A 19,427-nucleotide genomic window follows, 5' to 3' on the forward strand; every position below is an offset into this window, starting at 1 on the left:
ATGGAAGCGTTGATTGTCATGCTGGTGCTGGTGCTGCTGGCTATTCCGTTGTTGCTGGTGGTCGCCCTGGTGAAGATCGCCGGCCTGCGGCGCCGGGTAGGCGTTCTGGAAGAAGCCCTGCTGGGGCGTGAGGCATCACCGCACGCGCAGCCGCCCATCGCTGATGCGGCCGCTCCCGCTTCGGCCACGTGGGATCCGCTGCCGCCGATCCAGCCGTGGCCGGTGCAGGCAGCGGCTGCCGATGCGGATGATGTCGAGCGACCGGTGGTCGCGCCGCCCGTGCGCGAGGTCGCCGCCTCCGTTGCCGCGCCGCCGCCGCTTCCGCCCGGCACCCAGGAGGCCACGCCGCAGCCCGCCTACGTCGCACCGCCGCCGCCCTCCGGCCCGAATGCGGTGGAGCGCGCGCTGAGCGCTGCCAAGCGCTGGTTCACCGAAGGCAACGTGCCGGTGAAGATCGGCATGCTGGTGCTGCTGGCTGGCGTTGCGGCGCTGCTGAAATATGTAAGTGACCAGGGCCTGCTGGATGTGCCGATCGAGCTGCGCCTGGCCGGCATCACGGTGGGTGCGCTGGGCCTGCTGGTATTCGGCTGGAAGCAGCGCGGCAGCCGCCGCCTCTTCGCGTTGGCGCTGCAGGGCGGGGCGATCGGCGTCCTGCTGCTGACTGTGTTCGCTGCCTTCAAGATCTACCACCTGGTCGATCCGCTGCCGGCGTTCATCGCCAGCATCGCCTTGGTGGCGGGCCTGTGTGTGCTGGCCGTGGTGCAGGATTCGCGCACCTTGGCGGTGCTGGGCATCCTGGCCGGTTTCATGGCGCCGCTCTGGCTGTCCACCGGCAGCGGCAACCACGTTGGTCTTTTCAGTTACTACGCCGTGCTCAACGCGGGCATCTTCGCTATCGCCTGGTTCCGTCCGTGGCGCGTGCTGAACCTGCTCGGCTTCGCGTTCACCTTCGGCATCGGCATCGCCTGGGGCGTGCTGCAGTACCGGCCGCAGGACCTGCCAAGCACGCAGCCGTTCCTCGTGCTGTTCTTCGCCTTCTACCTGCTGATCCCGTTGCTGTACGCGCGTCGCCAGCCAGCGGAGAAGCGCGACCTGGTCGACGGCAGCCTGGTGTTCGGCACGCCGCTGGTCGCGTTCTCGCTGCAGGCCGCGATGCTGCATGACCAACCCATGCTGCTGGCCTGCATCGCGGTCGGCGTGGCAGCGCTGTATGCCGTGCTGGCCCGCGCCTTGATCCATCGCCGCTCGTTCGCGGTGCTGGCGCAGTCGCACGCGGTACTGGCGGTGGGCTTTGCCACGCTGGCGGTGCCACTGGCCCTGTCCGCGCGCGTTACCGGTGCCATCTTCGCGCTGGAAGGCGCTGGGCTTGTCTGGCTCGGCCTGCGCCAGCAGCGCCGCCTGCCGCAGATCAGTGGTGCGCTGCTGCAGATCGCCGCCGCGTTTGCGTTCGTGGCCGGTGCCGATTACTGGGACGGCGACGCACGCTTCCTGCTCAATCCCACCGCGATGGGCGTGCTGCTGATTGCCGTGGCCGGTTTTGCCGCAGCGTGGAGCTATCGTCGCCACGGTCGCGACAGCATCGCGCTGGTGTATTACCTGTGGGCGCTGTCGTGGTGGCTGGTGGGGCTGTCGGCCGAAAGCCTGCGCTTCCTGCCCAGCCGTCATGAACCGGCTGCGCTGCTGATCCTGACGGCGCTGACCGGCTGGCTGGCAGCGGAAGTGCACCGCCGGCAGCCGGCGCGTGCGCTCGGATTGACCACGTTGGCGATGCTCGCCTTGGCCTTCCCGTTGCTGCTGGCCCAGGTGGCGATGCACCGCCAGCCGTTCGCGGGATATGGCGGCCTGGCATGGGCACTGGTCGCGGTGCTCGGTACCCGTTCGCTGCATGCGCTGCGCCAGGGCGCGGGCAAGCTGGCGCGGCTAGCGCAGTTCCTGTGGTGGCTGCTGTGGCCGTGCGTGTTGTCACTTGCGCTGCAGCAGGTGGCCAGTCGCCTCAACATCGCGCAGGGCTGGGAGATCGTGATGGTGCTGCTGCCCTGGATCGTGCTGGTGGCGCTGACCATGCACCGTTGGCGCTGGATCAGCCAGCCACTGGGGGCGGCGTTCGATCCGGCACGTCCATTGCTGCAGATGGTGCTGTTCGGCGTGCTGGGTATCGCCTGGCTGTTCCTGCACTTCGTGCCGGGCTGGCCGGATCCGTTGCCGTGGCTGCCGGTGGTCAATCCGTCCGAACTTGCACAGTGGGTCATGCTGCTGCTGGCCGCGCGCTGGTTGTATTCGACGCAGGCACCGGCCGTGCTGCAGCGGATCCGCGTGCCGGTACTGGCCATCGCCGGTTTCATCGCCATCACCAGCGTGACCCTGCACGCCGTGCACCACTGGGGCGATGTGCGTTGGAATGACGCGCTGTGGTCGTCCAGCCTCGCGCAGACCAGCCTCACCGTGGTGTGGAGCGTGCTGGGCGTTATTGCCTGGGTGTGGGGCTCGCGCCGCAGCCAGCGGGTGTTGTGGACCGTCGGCGCGGTGCTGATGGCCGTGGTGCTGGCCAAGTTGATCCTGATTGATCGCAACCACTTGGGTAACCTGCTGGGCATTGCATCGTTCATCGCCTACGGCCTGCTGTGCACGGTCGTGGGCTACTTCGCGCCGGCGCCCCCGCGCCCGTCGCAGACCGTGGAGGAAGCTGCATGAAGACCTGGATGGCGCTGATGATGGCGCTGTGCGTGACCCCTGCCGCGCTGGCCCAGGAGCACCGGCAGCAGTATGTCGAGCAATGGCCGCTGCGCTTGTCCAGCGAGCAGTCCGGTGCGTATCGGGTCGTACTGGAGCCGGAAATCTACCGGCGTGCGTGGTCGCCGCAGCTGGCCGATGTGCAGGTCTACAACGCGACCGGGCAGGCGCTGCCGTCCGCCCTGCTGGCGCCGGACCAGCCCCTTGCGCAGCCGCCGGTGCAGCGTGAGCTGCCGTGGTTCGCCCTGCCGGCACTGGATGCGCGCAGCCGCAACGATCTGCAGCTGCTCACCGAACGCGATGCCGATGGCCGCGTCCGCCGTGTGGAAGCCCGCGTGGGCGCCAGCACGGGCACAGGTCCCTCCGCGGGCTGGCTGATCGACGCCAGCGTGCTGGGCCAGCAACCGCTGGCGGCATTGGTACTGGACTGGGCCGAGCGCGAGCAGCCGCTGCAGGTCAACGTGCAGGTGGATGTCAGCGATGACCTGCGCAACTGGCAGCAGATCGATGCGCAGGTGCCGCTGGTGGATCTGCAGCGGGCCGGCAAGCGTCTGCTGCAACGGAGGATCGAGATCGGCCATGGCGCGCGCTACGTGCGCGTGCTGGGCAACGATGCGCAGGCACTGCCGGCGTTGCGCGGCGTGCTGGCCGAGGTGCCGCCGGCACCGGCAACGATTCCCTGGGAGTGGCTGACGCTGCAGCCGAAGCAACAGGCCGATGGCGCGTTCGAGTTCGAGCTGGACGGTCGCTTCCCGATCGGTCGGCTGGACGTGGCAACCACCGGCAACAGCCTGGTGCAATGGACGGCCTTCAGTCGCGATGATCCAGGCGCGGATTGGCAACGCCGCACGGCGCCGTGGGTGGCGTATCAGGTGCAGGCGGACGCGGCCGGGCAGCAGCAGTCGCCTCCGCGCGAGCTCGGCGAGACGACGCGGGATCGCTACTGGAAGCTGGTGGCTGATCCGGCGAACAGTGCCACCGTTCCGCTGCTGCGCCTGGGGTACCGTCCCGAAGTTCTGATGTTCCTGAGCCAAGGGGCCGCGCCGTATGCCTTGGCCGTGGGCAGCGCGACCGCATCGCGGCAGGACGCACCGGTGGGCGTGGTGATTGCTGACCTGCGTTCACGCAATGGACCGGAGTGGCAGCCGAGCCTGGCGCGCCTGGAAGGGCCGCCGGAGGTGCTGGCGGGTGAAGCGGCATTGCAGGCACCGCGCGACTGGAAGCGATGGCTGCTGTGGTCGCTGCTGATCCTGGGCGTGCTGGTGGTCGGTGGGCTGGCCTTGAGCGTGCTGCGGCAGAAGCCTGCGGACGCCTGACCGAGGGTAGGGACGGCCGTTGGCCGTCAACCCTGCGCGGCGACGCAATGGCGTGCAGACGTCAATCACCTATCCCGGTTTGCGATGCGTCGTGACACCCCGGACAATAGTGGGCTGCGCCCTTCGCGGCGCCCCTACCATCGACCAGGAGTTGCCCATGTCCATCGTCCGCATGACCGATCTCGACCTTGCCGGTAAGCGCGTGCTGATCCGACAGGACTTGAACGTTCCGATCGAGAACGGCCAGATCACCTCCGAGCAGCGCATCACGGCCTCGCTGCCAACGCTCAAGCGTGCGCTGGAACAGGGCGCGGCGGTGATGGTGACGTCCCACCTCGGCCGCCCGCAGGAAGGGCAGTGGAGTGAGGAAAACTCGTTGCAGCCGGTCGCCACCCGCCTGTCGGAGCTGCTGGGCCGTGACGTGCCGCTGATTCGCGATTGGGTGGACGGCGTGGACGTGCAGCCGGGCCAGATCGTGCTGCTGGAAAACTGCCGCATGAACGCGGGCGAGGGCAAGGATGACGAGGCGCTGGCGAAGAAGTACGCCGCGCTGTGCGACGTGTTCGTGATGGATGCCTTCGGTACGGCGCACCGTGCGCAGGCCTCCACCCATGGGGTGATCCGCTTCGCCCCGGTGGCTGCCGGTGGGCCGCTGCTGATGGCCGAGCTGGATGCGCTGGCCAAGGCCCTGAAAGAGCCGGCCAAGCCGCTGCTCGCCATCGTCGCCGGCAGCAAGGTCAGCACCAAGCTGGAGCTGCTGGCCAGCCTGGTCGGCAAGGTGGACCAGTTGATCGTAGGGGGGGGCATCGCCAACACCTTCATCGCGGCGGCCGGATACCCGGTCGGCAAGTCGCTGTATGAGCCGGACCTGCTGGACACCGCGAAGAAGATCGTGGCCGATGCCAAGGCGCGGGGCGCTGAGATCCCGCTGCCGACCGATGTGGTGGTGGCCAAGCAGTTCCTGCCGGACGCCGAAGCGACGGTGAAGGCGGTCGACGCGGTGGCCGAAGATGACCTGATCCTGGATATCGGCCCGCAGACGGCGACGCAGTACGCGCAGTTGATCCAGCAGGCCGGAACCGTGGTCTGGAACGGGCCGGTCGGCGTGTTCGAATTCGACGCCTTCAGCAAGGGTACCGAGGCAATGGCGCGCGCGATCGCCACCTCCAAGGCCTTCTCGATCGCCGGTGGCGGTGACACGTTGGCCGCCGTGGACAAGTTCCACATCGCCGACGACGTCAGCTACATCTCCACCGGTGGGGGTGCGTTCCTGGAGTTCCTGGAAGGCAAGACCCTGCCGGCGGTGGCCGCGCTCGAAGCGCGGGGTGCGTAAGTGTCGGACGACCTGACCACGGCCAGCGTCGAGACGCGCTTGGCCGATGCGGGCCATGAGATGCTGTTCTTCGACCTCGACGGCACGTTGATTGATTCGCAGGTGGGCATCACCCGCTGCATCACCCATGCGTTCGAGCAGATGCAGCATCCGGCGCCGCCTGCAGCGACGTTGCGCAGCTGGATAGGCCCGTCACTGCGGACCAGCTTCGGTCCGGTATTCAACGATGCGGCGAAGGTCGAGCAGGCCGTCGCGTTGTACTGCGAACGTTTCGACACCCACGGCTGGAATGAGCATGCGGTGTTTGACGGCATCGAAGACGTGGTGCGCGCGCTGAAGGCGCGCGGTCATCGGCTGGCGGTGGTGACGGCGAAGAACGAGCCGCATGCGCGGCGCATCGTCGAGCACCTGCCGTTCGGGGACTGCTTTGAGGATGTGATCGGCGCCACGGCGGACGGGTTACGCAGCAGCAAGCCGCAACTGGTGGCCGAGGCGCTGTCGCGGCTGTCAGTGCAGCCGGCGCAGTGCTGGATGATCGGTGACCGCCGCATGGACATCGAAGGGGCGCGTCATCACGGACTGCGCAGCATCGGCGTGCTGTGGGGGTTTGGTGGTGCCGATGAGCTGCAGGCTGCCGGCGCAGGCACGCTGGCAGAAGCGCCCGCGGCGCTGTTGACCCTGCTCCCGTAGCATCAAGCCACGCTCGGCGGCCTGCGTCTGGCATCGCGATGCCGGACGCAGGCCGCGCTGCGCGCTCGCCGACCACGGGTCGGCGCTACCGGGTGACCGGCGTCCTGTAGCGCCGAGCCACGCTCGGCGGACTGTATCCGGCATCGCGATGCCGGACGCAGGCCGCACTGCGCGCTCGCCGACCATGCGGCGGCGGCGCCAAGGCAGCGCCCACATGCGCTGCGGACAAACCTGCTTTCACAATGCTGACCCGTATTGTCTTGCAGACATCGGGCAGACCGAGGCGCTGCAACGATGTAACCGCATACATGACGTGTGAAGGATGTGCTAATTTCTCTGCTTTAACGGGAGCCCATCCACCATGTTCGAGCGTCAGCGTCGCACCAAGATCCTAGCCACCCTCGGCCCAGCCACTGATCCGCCGGGCATCCTCGAGGAGCTTTTCCGCGCTGGCGTCAACGTGGTTCGCTTGAACTTCAGCCATGGTGATCCGTCCGGTCAGGCCAAGCGTGCCGCCGAAGTACGCGCCGCCGCTGCCCGCGTGGGCGTGGAAGTGGGCATCCTGGCCGACCTGCCGGGCCCGAAGATCCGTATCGAGCGCTTCGCCGAAGGCAAGATCCATCTCAAGGCCGGCGACCGCTTCGACCTGGTGGCGGCGACCAACGTACCGGCCGGTGACACCACCCAGGTCGGCGTGAGCTACCTCGGCCTGCCGCAGGACGTGCGTCCGGGCGATGTGCTGCTGCTGGATGACGGCCTGATGCAGTTGCAGGTCGTGGAAGTGCAGGGCGAGCGCATCATCAACACCGTGCTCAACGACGGCGTGCTGTCGGATCGCAAGGGCCTGAACAAGCAGGGCGGTGGCCTGTCGCTGGGCGCGCTGACCGAGCGCGACAAAGAACTGATCGGCATCGTGGCGAAGATCGGCGTGGACTTCATCGCCGTCTCGTTCTGCCGCAACGCGCAGGACATGAACGATGCCCGCGAGATCGCCGAATCGCACGGCTGCTACGCCGCGCTGGTGTCGAAGATCGAGCGCACCGAAGCCATCGAGAACCTGGAAGAGATCGTCGACGCCAGTGACGTGGTGATGGTGGCACGGGGTGACCTGGGCGTGGAAATCGGCGATGCCGAGCTGCCGGGCCTGCAGAAGAAGATCATCAAGGCGTCGTTGGCGCAGAACAAGGTGGTGATCACCGCCACGCAGATGCTGCAGTCGATGGTGGAAAGCCCCATCCCGACCCGCGCCGAAGTGCTGGACGTGGCCAACTCGGTCATCGACGGTACCGACGCGGTGATGCTGTCGGCCGAAACCGCCGCGGGCATGTACCCGGTCAAGGCGGTCGAAGCGATGGCGCGTATCTGCCTGGGGGCCGAACGCCAGTTCCAGACCGAGACCGATTTCAGTGCCTCGCCGCGCAACCTGGAACGGGCCGACCAGGCCATCGCCATGGCCACCATGTTCCTGTCGCAGCACGTGGGCGTGCGGGCCATCGTGGCAATGACCGAGTCCGGCGGCACCGCGCGTTACCTGTCGCGCTTCCGTGCCTCCGCGCCGGTCTTCGCGGTGACCCGCCATGACGGCGCGCGCCGGCAGATGGCGCTGATGCGCGATGTGTTCCCGATCAACTTCGACAGCCGCGGCCTGACCCCGCGTGAAGCGGCGCGTGGCAGCATCCGCCTGCTGGCCGACGCCGGCCTGCTGGAAGCCGGTGACCGCGTCGTGTTCACCAGTGGCGAGCACATGGAAACCCATGGCGCCACCAACACGCTGCGCCTGCTGGAAGTCGGCGTGGACGGCACGGCCAAGGGGCTGGGCGAGCTCTGACCCCGCACGGGCCGGCTCCCTTCTGTCCGCAGAGGGGAGCCGGCCTGATCGTGCTGATGGTCTGGAATCGTTTCCATCCGACCTCCACGTCGAGGTCACGGCGTGCGCGGGCTATAATCACGTTTTTCCCGCACCCGCCACAGGAAGTACATGAGCATCGAACAGCTGGCTGAAACCGCCCAGGCCATGGTCGCCCCGGGCAAGGGCATCATCGCGATCGACGAATCCACCGGCACCATTGCCAAGCGCTTCGCCAGCGTCGGCATCGAGAACACCGAAGAGAACCGTCGCGCCTACCGCGAACTGCTGCTGACCACGCCGAAGCTCAACGAGCACATCTCCGGCGCGATCCTGTTCGACGAGACCATCCGTCAGTCCACCAAGGACGGCGTGCCGTTCGCCAAGTACATGTCCGACAACGGCATGATTCCGGGCATCAAGGTCGACAAGGGCGCACACCCGCTGGCGGGCTGCCCGGGCGAGCTGGTCACCGAAGGCCTGGACGGTCTGCGTGAGCGTCTGCAGGAGTACTACAAGCTGGGTGCGCGCTTCGCCAAGTGGCGTGCGGTCATCAACATCGGCGAAAGCATCCCGTCGGGCACCTGCATCGAGTCCAACGCCCATGCGCTGGCCCGTTATGCCGCCCTGTGCCAGGAATGTGGCCTGGTGCCGATGGTCGAGCCGGAAGTCATCATGGATGGCGACCACGACATCGAGACCTGCTACGAAGTGACCGAGGCGACCCTGCGTTCGCTGTTCGACGCGCTGTACCAGCAGAACGTGTTGCTTGAAGGCACCATCCTGAAGGCCTCGATGGTCATCTCCGGCAAGGACTGCGAAGAGCAGGCCGACGCCGAGGAAGTGGCCGAGTCGACCGTGATGTGCCTGAAGAGCACCGTGCCTGCGATCCTGCCGGGCGTGGTGTTCCTGTCCGGTGGGCAGAGCGACGAGCAGTCCACCGAGCACCTCAACCTGATGAACCAGATGGGCAACCTGCCGTGGCCGCTGACGTTCTCCTATGGCCGTGCCATGCAGCAGGCCGCGCTGACGCTGTGGGGCAAGGACACCAAGGCCAACTACGCCGCCGCACAGAAGACCGTGTACGAGCGTGCCAAGGAAAACGGCCAGGCCGCCCTGGGCAAGTGGAACGGCTGAGTCCTACCGTCCCTTGATGCACTGCAGACGCCGGCCATGTGCCGGCGTTTGTTTTTTCCGGGTATGGTGTCGCCATCCCGGGGCCTGGCCGACCCGCGGTACTTCCCTTACAGGCCAGGGAGAACATTCATGCGTATTGCAACGACGCTGCTGGCCGCTGGGCTCGCATTGGCACTGAGCGGTTGTGGACTGAAGCAGGCAGGCGCCGACGGTGCCAAGGCGGCGTCACTCGGATTCGACAAGACCGCCGTCGGTGAGATCACCTCGGCCAGCCCGCTGAGTTTCAGCGATGGCAGCCGCTACCAGCTCTACGCGATTGAACTGAAGGACAAGCAGGCGGTCTCGCTGAAGCTGAGCGGCGCCTTGTCCGGTGCATTGTCGGTGTTCCGCGAAGACGGCACGCTGGTGACGCGCGGTGAAGCCTCGGAAGAGGGTCCGGTGGAAGTGACCTTCCGTGCCGACGGCGCAGGTCGCTATCGCGTGGCAGTCAACGGTGACGGCGCATCCGCGTACGGCCCCTATCGCCTGCAGGCAGCCGAAGTAGTGCCCTACGATGGCAAGCCGCTGGTCGGCAGCGGGCAGATCGTCGACCTGCTGGCGTCGGACCGTCAGGAGTACACCCTGCAGGTCGAAAAGGCCGGCCTGTACCAGATCGACTTGGCCTCCGGCGCGTTCGATACGGTGCTGGAGCTGCATGGCCCCAACGTGGATGAAGAAGACGACGACGGCGGCAGCTCCACCAATTCACGCATGAACCTGATGCTGGAGCCGGGCACCTACACGCTGGCCGTCAAGTCGATCGACGACAGCAGCAGCGGGCAGTTCCGCCTGGACGTCAAGAACACCGCGCTGTCGGCTGACATCATGTCCACCGACGGCACCACGATCTCGCCGGGCATCACCGTGCAGGCGCTGCTGAGCCGGGAAGATGGCGAGCGCCGTTTCATGTTGAACGTGCCGCAGGCCGGCCCCGTGCGGATCGATGCGTTGTCTGACCAGGTGGACACCACGCTGCAGCTCAACGGACCGACCATCGATCTCAGTGACGACGATGGCGGCAGCGGCACCAACGCACGCCTGCAGGCCAACCTGCCGGCCGGCCGCTACCAGTTGGTGGTTGCGAGCCTGGAAGAACGCCAGGCCGTGGTGCAGGTGCGCGTGAGCAATGAAGGCGGCGAATCACTGTCGCTGCGGGATGCCGCCAATGCGGATGTCGCCGTGCCGGTCGCCGAGGCAGTGGACGTGGACACTCCCTGATCGCGAAGGGGCGACCGCGCTCGCGGTAGGGCTCTCAGAAGGCGTGGCGACCGCCGGTCGTCACGCCATCGCGGCGAGCGGAGCATGCATACGCTCCGCCCAGCTGCTCGACTCCGCGTCGCCAAGCGGTTGCCCGGCAGCTGCCAGTGCCTGCTGGTAAGCCTTGAAGGTGGCGGTGTTGTAGGCCACCAGGATGATGCGGCGCGGCTCACGATGGCTGCGCTGCCAGGCCAGGGTCTCGGTAGCCGCTACTTCGGCGGCACGGTACAGCGGATAGCCGTACACGCCGCAGCTGATGGCTGGAAAGGCAATCGAACGCGCTCCCAGCTTTTCAGCCAGTTGCAGCGACTTCCAATAGCAGTTGGCCAGCAGGGCGCGCTCGTCGCGCTGGCCGTCATGCCACACCGGACCGACGGTATGCAGCACGAAGCGGGCGGGCAGGGCGTGCGCGTCTGTCGCCACGACCTCACCGGTTGGACAGCGGACACCGGGGCGGACCTGCGGCAGTCGCTCGCAGTCTTCCAGCAGGCCAGGGCCCGCTGCCAGGTGGATCGCACCGTCCACGCCACCGCCACCCAGCAGGGACTCATTGGCCGCATTGACGATCGCATCCACCGCCAGGGTGGTGATGTCCCCCTGCCACACTTCGATCTTCATGCGTACTTCTCCTGGATGTCGTTGAAACGGCGCAACGGCCCGCGTTGCATGCGCCACCGTACCGGGGGCTGCATGCAGGCTGCGTCATGACCGTCTCACACGGTGCGAACAGGAAAAGAACAGGCGATCAGATCCTCACGGCAGACCGGCCAGCCACTCGTCGTCGGAGCCTTCATTGACGTCGGCGAACAACGGCGTGGAGAAGTAGCGCTCCCCGGTGTCCGGCAGCATGGCCAGGATGACCGCGCCCGGTTCGGCGCGGTCGGCCACGTCCAGCGCACTGGCCAGGGTCGCACCGGCCGAAATGCCGACGAAGATGCCTTCTTCGGCGGCCAGCCGACGGGCGGTGGCGATGGCGCGGTCGTCGTCCACCGTCAGCAGTTCGTCCACCACATCGCGGTTCAGTACCTCGGGCACGAAGTCCGGGGTCCAGCCCTGGATCTTGTGCGGTTTCCAGTCATCGCCCTTCAACAGCGCCGCGCCGGTCGGCTCGGTCGCCACGATGCGGGTCTGCGGACGGGCCACTTTCAGCACCTCGCCCACGCCGGTCAGGGTGCCGCCCGTGCCCCAGCCACTGACGAAATAGTCCAGCCGCTTGCCGGCGAAGTCGCGCAGGATCTCCGGTGCGGTCGTATTGCGGTGGTAGGCCGGATTGGCCGGATTCGCGAATTGGCTGGCCAGGAACCAGCCGTGTTCCTTGGCCAGTTCTGCGGCCCGACGCACCATGCCGCTGCCACGTTCGGCCGCCGGCGTCAGGATGACCTTCGCGCCATAGGCGCGCATCAGCTTGCGGCGCTCGATGGAGAACGTCTCGACCATGGTGGCGACGAATTTGTAGCCGCGTGCGGCGGCCACCATGGCCAGTGCGACGCCGGTGTTGCCCGACGTGGCTTCCACGATCGTGTCACCGGGCTTCAGTGCGCCGCGCTGCTCGGCGTCGAGAATGATCGCCAGCGCCAACCGGTCCTTCACCGAGCCGCCCGGATTGAACGATTCCACCTTCGCGTACAGGGTGACGTGGTCCGGTGCCAGGCGCTGCAGCCTGACGATGGGGGTGTTGCCGATGGTGTCGAGGATGGAATCGTACAGGGCCATGGGGCGCTCCGGGGACGTGCCGCGCCATGCGCGGAGGGAAAGGAAAGGCGGTGGATGCTGCCATCCGCCCTGGCCGGTTGACCGTAGCGCTGCCATATGACAGCAGGAAATGACCAGATACCTGTCTTAAACAACATTTGGTTATAAGCTGGTGATGACATCTGCCCTACAGTGGATCTCTCCTCCCTTTCCCACCTGCCCGCACCGTCATGACGCTTACCCAGCTTCGCTATCTGGTGGCCATTGCCGACGCCGAGTTGAACATCACGCTCGCCGCGTCACGCGTGCATGCCACCCAGCCCGGTTTGTCCAAGCAGCTCAAGCAGCTGGAAGACGAGCTGGGCTTCCTGTTGTTCGTGCGCCGGGGCCGCAGCCTGGAATCGGTGACACCGGCCGGGGTTGAAGTGATCAGCCGCGCCCGCGCCGTGCTGGGCGAGGCCAACAACATCCGCACCTATGCGGCCAACCAGCGTCGCGAAAGCCAAGGGCAACTGGTGTTGACCACCACCCACACGCAGGCGCGTTTCGTGCTGCCGCCGGCGGTGGCGCGGATCAAGCAGGCCTATCCGCAGGTCAGCGTACACCTGCAGCAGGCCGCCGAAAGCGATGCGCTGGACCTTCTCAGCCAAGGGGACGCGGACATTGCGATCATCAGCACGGCCGGCGGTGAGCCCAGTGCAGGCATCGCCGTGCCGCTGTACCGCTGGCGTCGGCTGGTGCTGGTGCCGAAGGGCCACCCGCTGGACCGGACCGGACGCGCGCCGGACCTGGCGGACCTGGCGGCGCACCCGCTGGTCAGCTATGAATCCTCCACGCGCACGGCCTCGTCCCTGCAGCGTGCATTCGCCGGCTCCGGGCTCACGCCGGACATCGCGCTGACGGCGCTGGATGCAGACCTGATCAAGACCTATGTGCGCAGCGGGTTGGGCGTGGGATTGCTGGCTGAGATGGCCGTGAGCGCCGCAGATCACGATCTGCGTGCCTGGGTTGCCCCTGCACCGATCGCCGAGTGCATTGCCTGGGCCGTGCTGCCGCGCGACCGTGTGCTGCGTGATTACGCGCTGGAACTGGTGCACGTATTGGCACCGCAGATCGATCCCCGCGACCTGCGCCGCGTGCTGGACGGCAACCAGGCGCCCGCGTGGCCGCTGCCGCCGACCTGGGAATCGCTGACCCAGACCATTACCTCCTGAAGAAGCCCGGTAGTGACGGCCGCTGGCCGTCCGCCGCCCCATCACATCCTCCGGCCCGCCCGTCAGCCGCCGACAGGCTCCATCGGTGTCAATCGGGGCATCGCGGCTTCGATCACCTCGCCGATGCGCAGGACGTCCTGCTCATGGAACCGCCTGCCCATCAGCTGCACGCCGGTGGGCAGACCCTCGGCCAGCCCGGTTGGCACGACCAGCGAGGGGAAGCCCAGCACAGGTAACGCCATCAACGGCCAGCCGGATGCGATGGCCGCACGTGCCGCCGGCAGCGAGGCGTAATGCTGACCGTGCAGCATCGGTTCGTCGTTGGCGACGGGTAGCAGAAGGATCGGATAGGACTGCAGCGTCTGTTGCACGCGGCCGATCAGCGCGGCCCTGCGTGTGTAGCCACGGATGTAGTCGGACAGGGTGGGATGCGGCCCCCACATTTCGGCGGCGATGGCGTAGTTGTAGCGAATCCACGCCTTGATCGGTGCGTCACCATCGCGCTCGATGTCCGGCAACAAGGCACGCGTTTCCTCCATCACCAGCAACCACCACAACCGCCACGCCTCTTCCAGCTCCGGCACGCGCAGTTCCTGCACCCGGTAGCCGGCGGCTTGCAAGGCAATCACGGCCCGTTCCAGTGCCGCGCTCACCGTGGCCGAGCGTGCACAGATGGCATCCTCGCGCACCACCCCGATCACCGGAGGCTGACTGCCGGTACTGCCCGGGAAGGGCAGTGGGATCGATCCGGCCACGCGCGGATCGAAACCGCTGAACCCGTCCAGCATCAGGCGAAGATCGTCGACGCATCGTGCGATAGGGCCCTCGACCAACATCAGTTGCAGCCCCAGCGCGTCCTCGCCACGGGCAGGACTGAACAGGCCAGGGATCCGGCCGGGGGTAGGGCGCAGGCCCGGCACGCCGCAGCAGTAAGCGGGGTAGCGGATGGATCCGCCGATGTCGTTGCCCTGCGCCAGCGGCACCATGCCGGTCGCCACCGCGCAGGCCGCGCCGCCGCTGGATCCCCCCGGTGTATGCAAGGGGCTCCAGGGATTCCACGTGGTGCCATGCAGATCGTTGCGGGCATCCCAGCTGAAAGAAAAACACGGGGTGTTGCTGCGGCCCAGCAGGACCGCCCCGGCCTGGCGCAGGCGGGTGATCTGCGGCGCATCGGCGATGGCGATGTTGTCACGCAGTGCAACCACGCCGTTGGTCATCGGTTGGCCGCGCACATTGGTGTTGTCCTTGATGGCGACGGGAATTCCGTGCAGCGGGCCGCTGCTGCGCCCTTCGGTCAGTGCCTTGTCGGCTTCAGCGGCAGCGCGCAGCGCGCCCTCCGCATCGACGAAGTTCAGGGCATTGACGTATGGATTGACCTCGTCGATCCGACGCAGGCAACTGCGCACCAGCGCCGTGGACGTCAGCGTGCCCGACCGCAGGCCTGTCGCGGCCTGGCGCGCCGTCAGCTGCCAAGGCGCGCGCGCCGGGCTTCGTGACGTCGCCGCCCCTCTCGCGGTAAGGGTGGCTGCGGCGGCCAGGAACTGTCGACGATTGATGGGTGCCATGGTGAAGGCCTTCCAGGTGGCAGGACACCTTCAACATGGACGGTGCCCGGCGCGCCGACCAGAGGCACATGCGCCGTTGAGCTGACGAGGCAAGGCCCGACACATCCCGACACATCGCGATACGCCGCGCCAAGCCCTTGCACGGAAAGGGTTCCGGCTGCCACCGCAGGCCGTGCACATGACGGTAAACGCTTGGCACATACGGTCTTCGCATGCTGGCCCCTACACTCGGCGGTCATGCAGAAGGCGGGATCTTTCATGTTGGGACGTTTCGCAATGGGCACGGCCGCCGGCCTTGCCCTGCTGATGGTGGTCGGGTGCAAGGGCGAACCGGAGGCGGCACGCCGCCAGGCTGCCGATGTGCCGGTCACCGCGCAGGTCGTGGAAATGGCCGCGTGGAGCGATACGTTGCAGGCATTGGGTACAGCAAAAGCACGCGAATCGGTGACCATCACCGCCAAGGTCAGCGAGATCATTGAACAGGTGCACTTCGACAGCGGCCAACAAGTGCGCGCCGGTGCACCGCTGGTGACCCTGCGCGGACAGGCACAGCAGGCTGCACTGACCCAGGCCCAAGCGACGTTCGCTGAAGCGGATCAGCTGTACCGTCGGCAGCGCGAGCTGGCACAGCAGCGGCTGGTCGCCAGTTCCACGCTGGATACGCAGAAAGCCATCCGCGATTCGGCCGAGGCCCGCGTGGCGGAGATGCAGTCCGAGATCGGTGACCGCAACGTGCGCGCGCCCTTCGCTGGCGTGCTCGGCATCCGCCAGGTAAGCCCCGGCTCGCTGGTCACCCCGACCACCGCCATCGCCACGCTGGACGACATCGAGCGCATGCACGTGGATTTCCAGATGCCCGAGTCCGAGCTGTCCTCGCTGGCCAACGGCAACAAGGTGGAGGCCACCAGCGTGGCGTGGCCGGGTCGTACGTTCGAAGGCGAAGTGACCACCATTGACGCCCGCGTCGATCCGTCCACACGTGCGGTGACCGTGCGCGCCGACTTCGCCAACGGCGACCACGCGCTGCGCCCCGGCATGCTGCTGGACGTGAACATCTATCGCCCGGAACGCCAGGCGCTGATCGTGCCGGAGATCGCGGTGGTGCAGGTCGGACGCGAGTCCTTCGTCTATCGCCTGAAGGCCGACAGCACCGTCGAACGCGCCGACGTGATGACCGGTGCGCGCCGTGCCGGCGTGGTCGAGTTGAAGCAGGGCATCCGCCCCGGCGAGCGGATCATCATCGATGGCACCGGCAAACTGCGGCCCGGCTTGAAGGTGGAGGCGCGCGAGGTCGCGCCCGTCGCGGCGCCGGAACCGGAAAAAATGCCGCCTCCGCCGGCGACGCCAGCGCCAGCAGCCGACGCCCCGACGGCACCGGTCACCCCGGTCGCACCGGCGGGTAACGGCGGATGAAACTCTCCAACATCTCCATCCAGCGGCCGGTGTTCGCGGTGGTGATGAGCCTGCTGCTCATCGTGCTGGGCATCATGTCGTTCACCCGGCTGACCCTGCGCGAGTTGCCGGCCATCGACCCGCCGGTCGTGTCGGTATCGGTGGATTACCCCGGCGCGTCGGCGGCGGTGATTGAAAGCCGGGTCACCCAGGTGCTGGAAGATTCCCTGTCGGGTATCGAAGGCATCGACATGATCAACGCGCGCAGCACCAATGGCCGTGCGCAGATCAGCCTGGAGTTCACCAGCAACCGCGACATCGAAGCCGCCGCCAACGACGTGCGTGACGCGGTCAGTGGCGTGGCCGACCGCATGCCCGACGAGGCACGCGCGCCGGAGATCGAAAAAGCCAACAGCGACGACGAGGCCATCATCTGGTTCAACCTGTCTTCGTCGAACATGGACACGCTGGCACTGAGCGATTATGCCGAGCGTTACGTCGTGGACCGGTTCGCCAGCCTGGACGGTGTATCGCAAGTGCGCATCGGTGGCCGCCAGCGTTATGCGATGCGGATATGGCTGGACCGCGACCAGTTGGCAGCGCGTGGGCTGACCACCGGCGACGTCGAGACCGCCCTGCGCAACGAAAACGTGGAGCTGCCCGCGGGCCGCATCGAATCGGCCGATCGGGACTTCACCCTGCGCGTGGAGCGCAACTACGTGAAGCCTGCGGACTTCGCCACCATTCCGCTGGGCAAGGGCAGCGACGGCTATGTGGTGCGGATGGGCGATGTGGCCAAGATCGAGCTGGCCTCGGCGGAACGGCGCGCCTACTACCGCAGCAACGGCGAGCCCGGCGTCGGACTGGGTATCGTCAAGACCTCCACCGCCAACGCGCTGGACGTGACCCGCTCAGCGCGTGAGCAGGCCGATCGCATCGCCGAAACGCTGCCGCAGGGTACGCAGATCGGCGTCACCTTCGACAACACGACCTTCATCGAGGCCGCGGTTGATCGTGTCTACGCCACGCTGGTGGAGGCGATGCTGCTGGTGCTGGTGGTGATCTGGTTGTTCCTCGGCAGTTTCCGTGCCGCGTTGATTCCGGCGGTGACCGTGCCGGTGTGTCTGGTAGCGGCCTTCATCGCGCTGTACGCGTTCGATTTCTCGATCAACCTGCTCACCCTGCTGGCGCTGGTGCTGTGCATCGGCCTGGTGGTGGATGACGCGATCGTGGTGGTGGAAAATGTACAGCGTCGCATCGACCTGGGTGAGCCCCCCTTGGTGGCCTCCAAGCGCGGCACCGCGCAGGTGGCCTTCGCGGTCATCGCCACCACGGCCGTGCTGGTGGCGGTGTTCCTGCCGGTTGGCTTCCTGGAGGGCAATACCGGACGCCTGTTCCGCGAACTGGCGGTGGCGTTGGCGGCCGCGGTCGCGTTGTCCGCCTTCGTTGCGCTGACGCTGACGCCGATGATGGCCTCCAAACTGCTCAAGCCGCATTCCGGCAAGGCGCCGCGCGGGCTGTACGGCGTGATCAACCGCAACCTGGACAAGCTCGCCAGCGGCTATGGCAATGTGCTGGATCGCCACGTCGACCGCACGTGGATCTATCTGCTGGTGATGGTCGCCGCGCTGGCGGCAAGCTGGGTGCTGATCAAGTCGCTGCCTTCCGAGCTGGCCCCGGCCGAAGACCGCGGCTCGTTCCAGATCATGATCGACGGTCCGGAAGGGGCGGGCTTCGACTACACCGTCGGCCAGGTGCAGCAGGTGGAAGCGATCGTGGCGCGCCATGTAGGCGACGAACATCCCATCGCCCGCGCCAACCCGCGCGTGCCTGGCGGCTGGGGCTCCAGCGAGGAAATGCATACCGGCCGCATCAGCGTGTTCCTGCAGCCGTGGCGCGAGCGCACGACCTCCACCCCGGAAGTAGCCGACGAACTGCAGAAAGAGCTGGATACCGTGCGCGGCGTGCGCGTGCGCACCCAGGTCGGTGGGGGACTGGTGCGTGGTGGCGGACAGCCGTTCCAGATCGTCCTCGGCGGGCCGGAGTATGCGGAGATCGCGCAGTGGCGTGATCGGGTGCTGCTGCGCATGGCCGACAACCCTGGCCTGGTCGGCGTGGATTCGGATTACAAAGAGACCCGGCCGCAGATGCGCGTGAACATCGACCGCCAGCGCGCGGCCGATCTCGGCGTGCCGGTGACGGCGATCGGTTCAGCGCTGGAAACGATGATGGGCTCGCGCCGCGTCACCACCTTCGTGGACAACGGCGAAGAGTACGACGTGCTGGTGCAGGCTGGCCGCGATGGACGGGCGACGCCGGCCGACCTGGCCGCCATCCGCGTGCGTTCCAGCGGCGGCGAACTGGTGCCGCTCTCCAATCTGGTCACACTGAGCGAAGTGGCGGAAGCCGGCTCGTTGAACCGGTTCAACCGGCTGCGCTCGATCACCATCAGTGCCGGCCTGGCGCCGGGCTACCCGCTGGGCGAGGCCATCACCTGGGCGCAGGGCGTCACCCGCGAAGAGCTGCCGCAGCACGCGCAGGTGAGCTGGAAGGGCGAATCGCGCGAGTACCTGAGCTCCGGTGGTGCCGTGCTGCTGACCTTCGCCATGGCGCTGCTGGTGGTGTACCTGGTGCTGGCGGCTCAATTCGAAAGCTTCATCCATCCACTGACCATCATGTTGACCGTGCCGCTGGGCGTGCTCGGGGCCTTGGTCGGGTTGTGGGTGAGCGGGGGGACGGTGAACCTGTTCAGCCAGATCGGCATTGTGATGCTGGTCGGCCTGGCCGCGAAGAACGGTATCCTGATCGTCGAATTCGCCAACCAGTTGCGCGACGAAGGGCGGACGGTGCGCGAGGCGATCATCGAATCCGCGCGGGTGCGTCTGCGGCCGATCCTGATGACGTCCATCGCCACCGTGGTGGGGGCGATTCCACTGGTCGTGGCCGGCGGCCCTGGCTCGGCCAGCCGTGGCACGATCGGCGTGGTGATCATTTTCGGCGTCACCCTGTCCACCTTCCTGTCGCTGTTCGTGGTGCCGGCGTTCTATGCCCGGCTTGCCCCGTTCACGCGCTCGCCGGAAGCGGTGGCCCGCGAGCTGGAAAAGCAGGAAAAGGACACCCCCTCGGTCGGCGGCCACGCCTGAGAGACCGGGTAGTGACGGCCGCTGGCCGTCAGTTTTAGGCCGCTGGCCGTCAGGCTTTCCGGACATTGACGGT

13 protein-coding genes are annotated in these 19,427 nt (G+C 67.1%); 10 read left to right on the forward strand and 3 right to left on the reverse strand.

Annotated features, from left to right (window positions below; translation table 11 throughout):
* The 7 genes from ABRP17_RS12815 (at position 1) to ABRP17_RS12845 (ending at position 10,309) form a co-directional block, all read left to right on the forward strand.
* A complete protein-coding gene (locus ABRP17_RS12815) occupies positions 1–2,691 on the forward strand; it encodes a DUF2339 domain-containing protein (RefSeq protein ID WP_349986797.1) in 2,691 nt (896 codons plus the stop codon).
* Between the two features lie 8 nt (positions 2,692–2,699).
* Positions 2,700–4,046 carry a DUF3999 domain-containing protein gene (locus ABRP17_RS12820; protein ID WP_372487010.1) on the forward strand — a complete coding sequence of 449 codons (1,347 nt, stop codon included), beginning with the start codon at positions 2,700–2,702 and terminating at the stop codon, positions 4,044–4,046.
* A 157-nt stretch (positions 4,047–4,203) separates the two neighbouring features.
* Entirely contained in the window at positions 4,204–5,379 is a 1,176-nt protein-coding gene (locus ABRP17_RS12825) for a phosphoglycerate kinase (protein WP_349986798.1), read from the forward strand.
* A gap of 60 nt (positions 5,380–5,439) precedes the next feature.
* On the forward strand, positions 5,440–6,069 hold the full coding sequence (locus tag ABRP17_RS12830; protein WP_372487011.1) for an HAD-IA family hydrolase: 630 nt from the start codon (positions 5,440–5,442) through the stop codon (positions 6,067–6,069).
* 361 nt (positions 6,070–6,430) lie between these two features.
* Positions 6,431–7,897 carry a pyruvate kinase gene (pyk, locus tag ABRP17_RS12835; RefSeq protein ID WP_188326332.1) on the forward strand — a complete coding sequence of 489 codons (1,467 nt, stop codon included), beginning with the start codon at positions 6,431–6,433 and terminating at the stop codon, positions 7,895–7,897.
* A 150-nt stretch (positions 7,898–8,047) separates the two neighbouring features.
* Positions 8,048–9,052 (forward strand): class I fructose-bisphosphate aldolase, encoded by a 1,005-nt coding sequence (locus ABRP17_RS12840; RefSeq protein ID WP_349985749.1) that lies wholly within the window; start codon positions 8,048–8,050, stop codon positions 9,050–9,052.
* 129 nt (positions 9,053–9,181) lie between these two features.
* Positions 9,182–10,309, forward strand: coding sequence for an ABC transporter substrate-binding protein (locus ABRP17_RS12845; RefSeq protein ID WP_349985748.1), 1,128 nt, complete (start codon positions 9,182–9,184; stop codon positions 10,307–10,309).
* A 60-nt stretch (positions 10,310–10,369) separates the two neighbouring features.
* Here the strand turns inward: ABRP17_RS12845 and ABRP17_RS12850 are convergent, their stop codons facing one another.
* Positions 10,370–10,966, reverse strand: a complete 597-nt coding sequence (locus ABRP17_RS12850; protein WP_192081536.1) for an O-acetyl-ADP-ribose deacetylase — start codon at positions 10,964–10,966, stop codon at positions 10,370–10,372.
* Positions 10,967–11,101: 135 nt separating this feature from the next.
* Complete coding sequence (gene cysK / locus ABRP17_RS12855; RefSeq protein ID WP_349985747.1) at positions 11,102–12,061, reverse strand: cysteine synthase A; 960 nt, start codon at positions 12,059–12,061, stop codon at positions 11,102–11,104.
* Between the two features lie 209 nt (positions 12,062–12,270).
* On the opposite strand from cysK, the gene ABRP17_RS12860 reads away from it, so the two are divergent.
* Positions 12,271–13,254, forward strand: a complete 984-nt coding sequence (locus tag ABRP17_RS12860) for a LysR family transcriptional regulator (RefSeq protein ID WP_188326337.1) — start codon at positions 12,271–12,273, stop codon at positions 13,252–13,254.
* A gap of 62 nt (positions 13,255–13,316) precedes the next feature.
* Here ABRP17_RS12860 and ABRP17_RS12865 read toward each other — a convergent pair whose 3' ends face one another.
* Positions 13,317–14,819 (reverse strand): amidase, encoded by a 1,503-nt coding sequence (locus ABRP17_RS12865; protein ID WP_349985746.1) that lies wholly within the window; start codon positions 14,817–14,819, stop codon positions 13,317–13,319.
* 258 nt (positions 14,820–15,077) lie between these two features.
* Between ABRP17_RS12865 and ABRP17_RS12870 the strand changes: the two genes are divergently transcribed.
* Both ABRP17_RS12870 and ABRP17_RS12875 read left to right on the forward strand, forming a co-directional pair.
* On the forward strand, positions 15,078–16,232 hold the full coding sequence (locus ABRP17_RS12870; RefSeq protein WP_349985745.1) for an efflux RND transporter periplasmic adaptor subunit: 1,155 nt from the start codon (positions 15,078–15,080) through the stop codon (positions 16,230–16,232).
* Positions 16,229–19,354, forward strand: a complete 3,126-nt coding sequence (locus ABRP17_RS12875; RefSeq protein ID WP_349985744.1) for an efflux RND transporter permease subunit — start codon at positions 16,229–16,231, stop codon at positions 19,352–19,354. The genes ABRP17_RS12870 and ABRP17_RS12875 overlap by 4 nt, the downstream gene beginning before the upstream one ends.
* The last annotated feature ends 73 nt before the right edge of the window (positions 19,355–19,427 follow it).

The organism is Stenotrophomonas sp. WHRI 8082 (genome assembly GCF_040223995.2).
Taxonomy (GTDB): Bacteria; Pseudomonadota; Gammaproteobacteria; order Xanthomonadales; family Xanthomonadaceae; genus Stenotrophomonas.

Excerpts from the sequence above, each read along its gene's own strand:
- ABRP17_RS12850 (WP_192081536.1), bottom strand. The coding sequence starts at position 10,966 with ATGAAGATCGAAGTGTGGCAGGGGGACATCACCACCCTGGCGGTGGAT.
- ABRP17_RS12820 (WP_372487010.1), top strand. The coding sequence starts at position 2,700 with ATGGCGCTGATGATGGCGCTGTGCGTGACCCCTGCCGCGCTGGCCCAG.
- ABRP17_RS12875 (WP_349985744.1), top strand. The coding sequence starts at position 16,229 with ATGAAACTCTCCAACATCTCCATCCAGCGGCCGGTGTTCGCGGTGGTG.
- ABRP17_RS12870 (WP_349985745.1), top strand. The coding sequence starts at position 15,078 with ATGTTGGGACGTTTCGCAATGGGCACGGCCGCCGGCCTTGCCCTGCTG.
- ABRP17_RS12865 (WP_349985746.1), bottom strand. The coding sequence starts at position 14,819 with ATGGCACCCATCAATCGTCGACAGTTCCTGGCCGCCGCAGCCACCCTT.
- ABRP17_RS12840 (WP_349985749.1), top strand. The coding sequence starts at position 8,048 with ATGAGCATCGAACAGCTGGCTGAAACCGCCCAGGCCATGGTCGCCCCG.
- ABRP17_RS12830 (WP_372487011.1), top strand. The coding sequence starts at position 5,440 with ATGCTGTTCTTCGACCTCGACGGCACGTTGATTGATTCGCAGGTGGGC.
- ABRP17_RS12815 (WP_349986797.1), top strand. The coding sequence starts at position 1 with ATGGAAGCGTTGATTGTCATGCTGGTGCTGGTGCTGCTGGCTATTCCG.
- ABRP17_RS12860 (WP_188326337.1), top strand. The coding sequence starts at position 12,271 with ATGACGCTTACCCAGCTTCGCTATCTGGTGGCCATTGCCGACGCCGAG.
- ABRP17_RS12845 (WP_349985748.1), top strand. The coding sequence starts at position 9,182 with ATGCGTATTGCAACGACGCTGCTGGCCGCTGGGCTCGCATTGGCACTG.
- cysK (WP_349985747.1), bottom strand. The coding sequence starts at position 12,061 with ATGGCCCTGTACGATTCCATCCTCGACACCATCGGCAACACCCCCATC.
- pyk (WP_188326332.1), top strand. The coding sequence starts at position 6,431 with ATGTTCGAGCGTCAGCGTCGCACCAAGATCCTAGCCACCCTCGGCCCA.
- ABRP17_RS12825 (WP_349986798.1), top strand. The coding sequence starts at position 4,204 with ATGTCCATCGTCCGCATGACCGATCTCGACCTTGCCGGTAAGCGCGTG.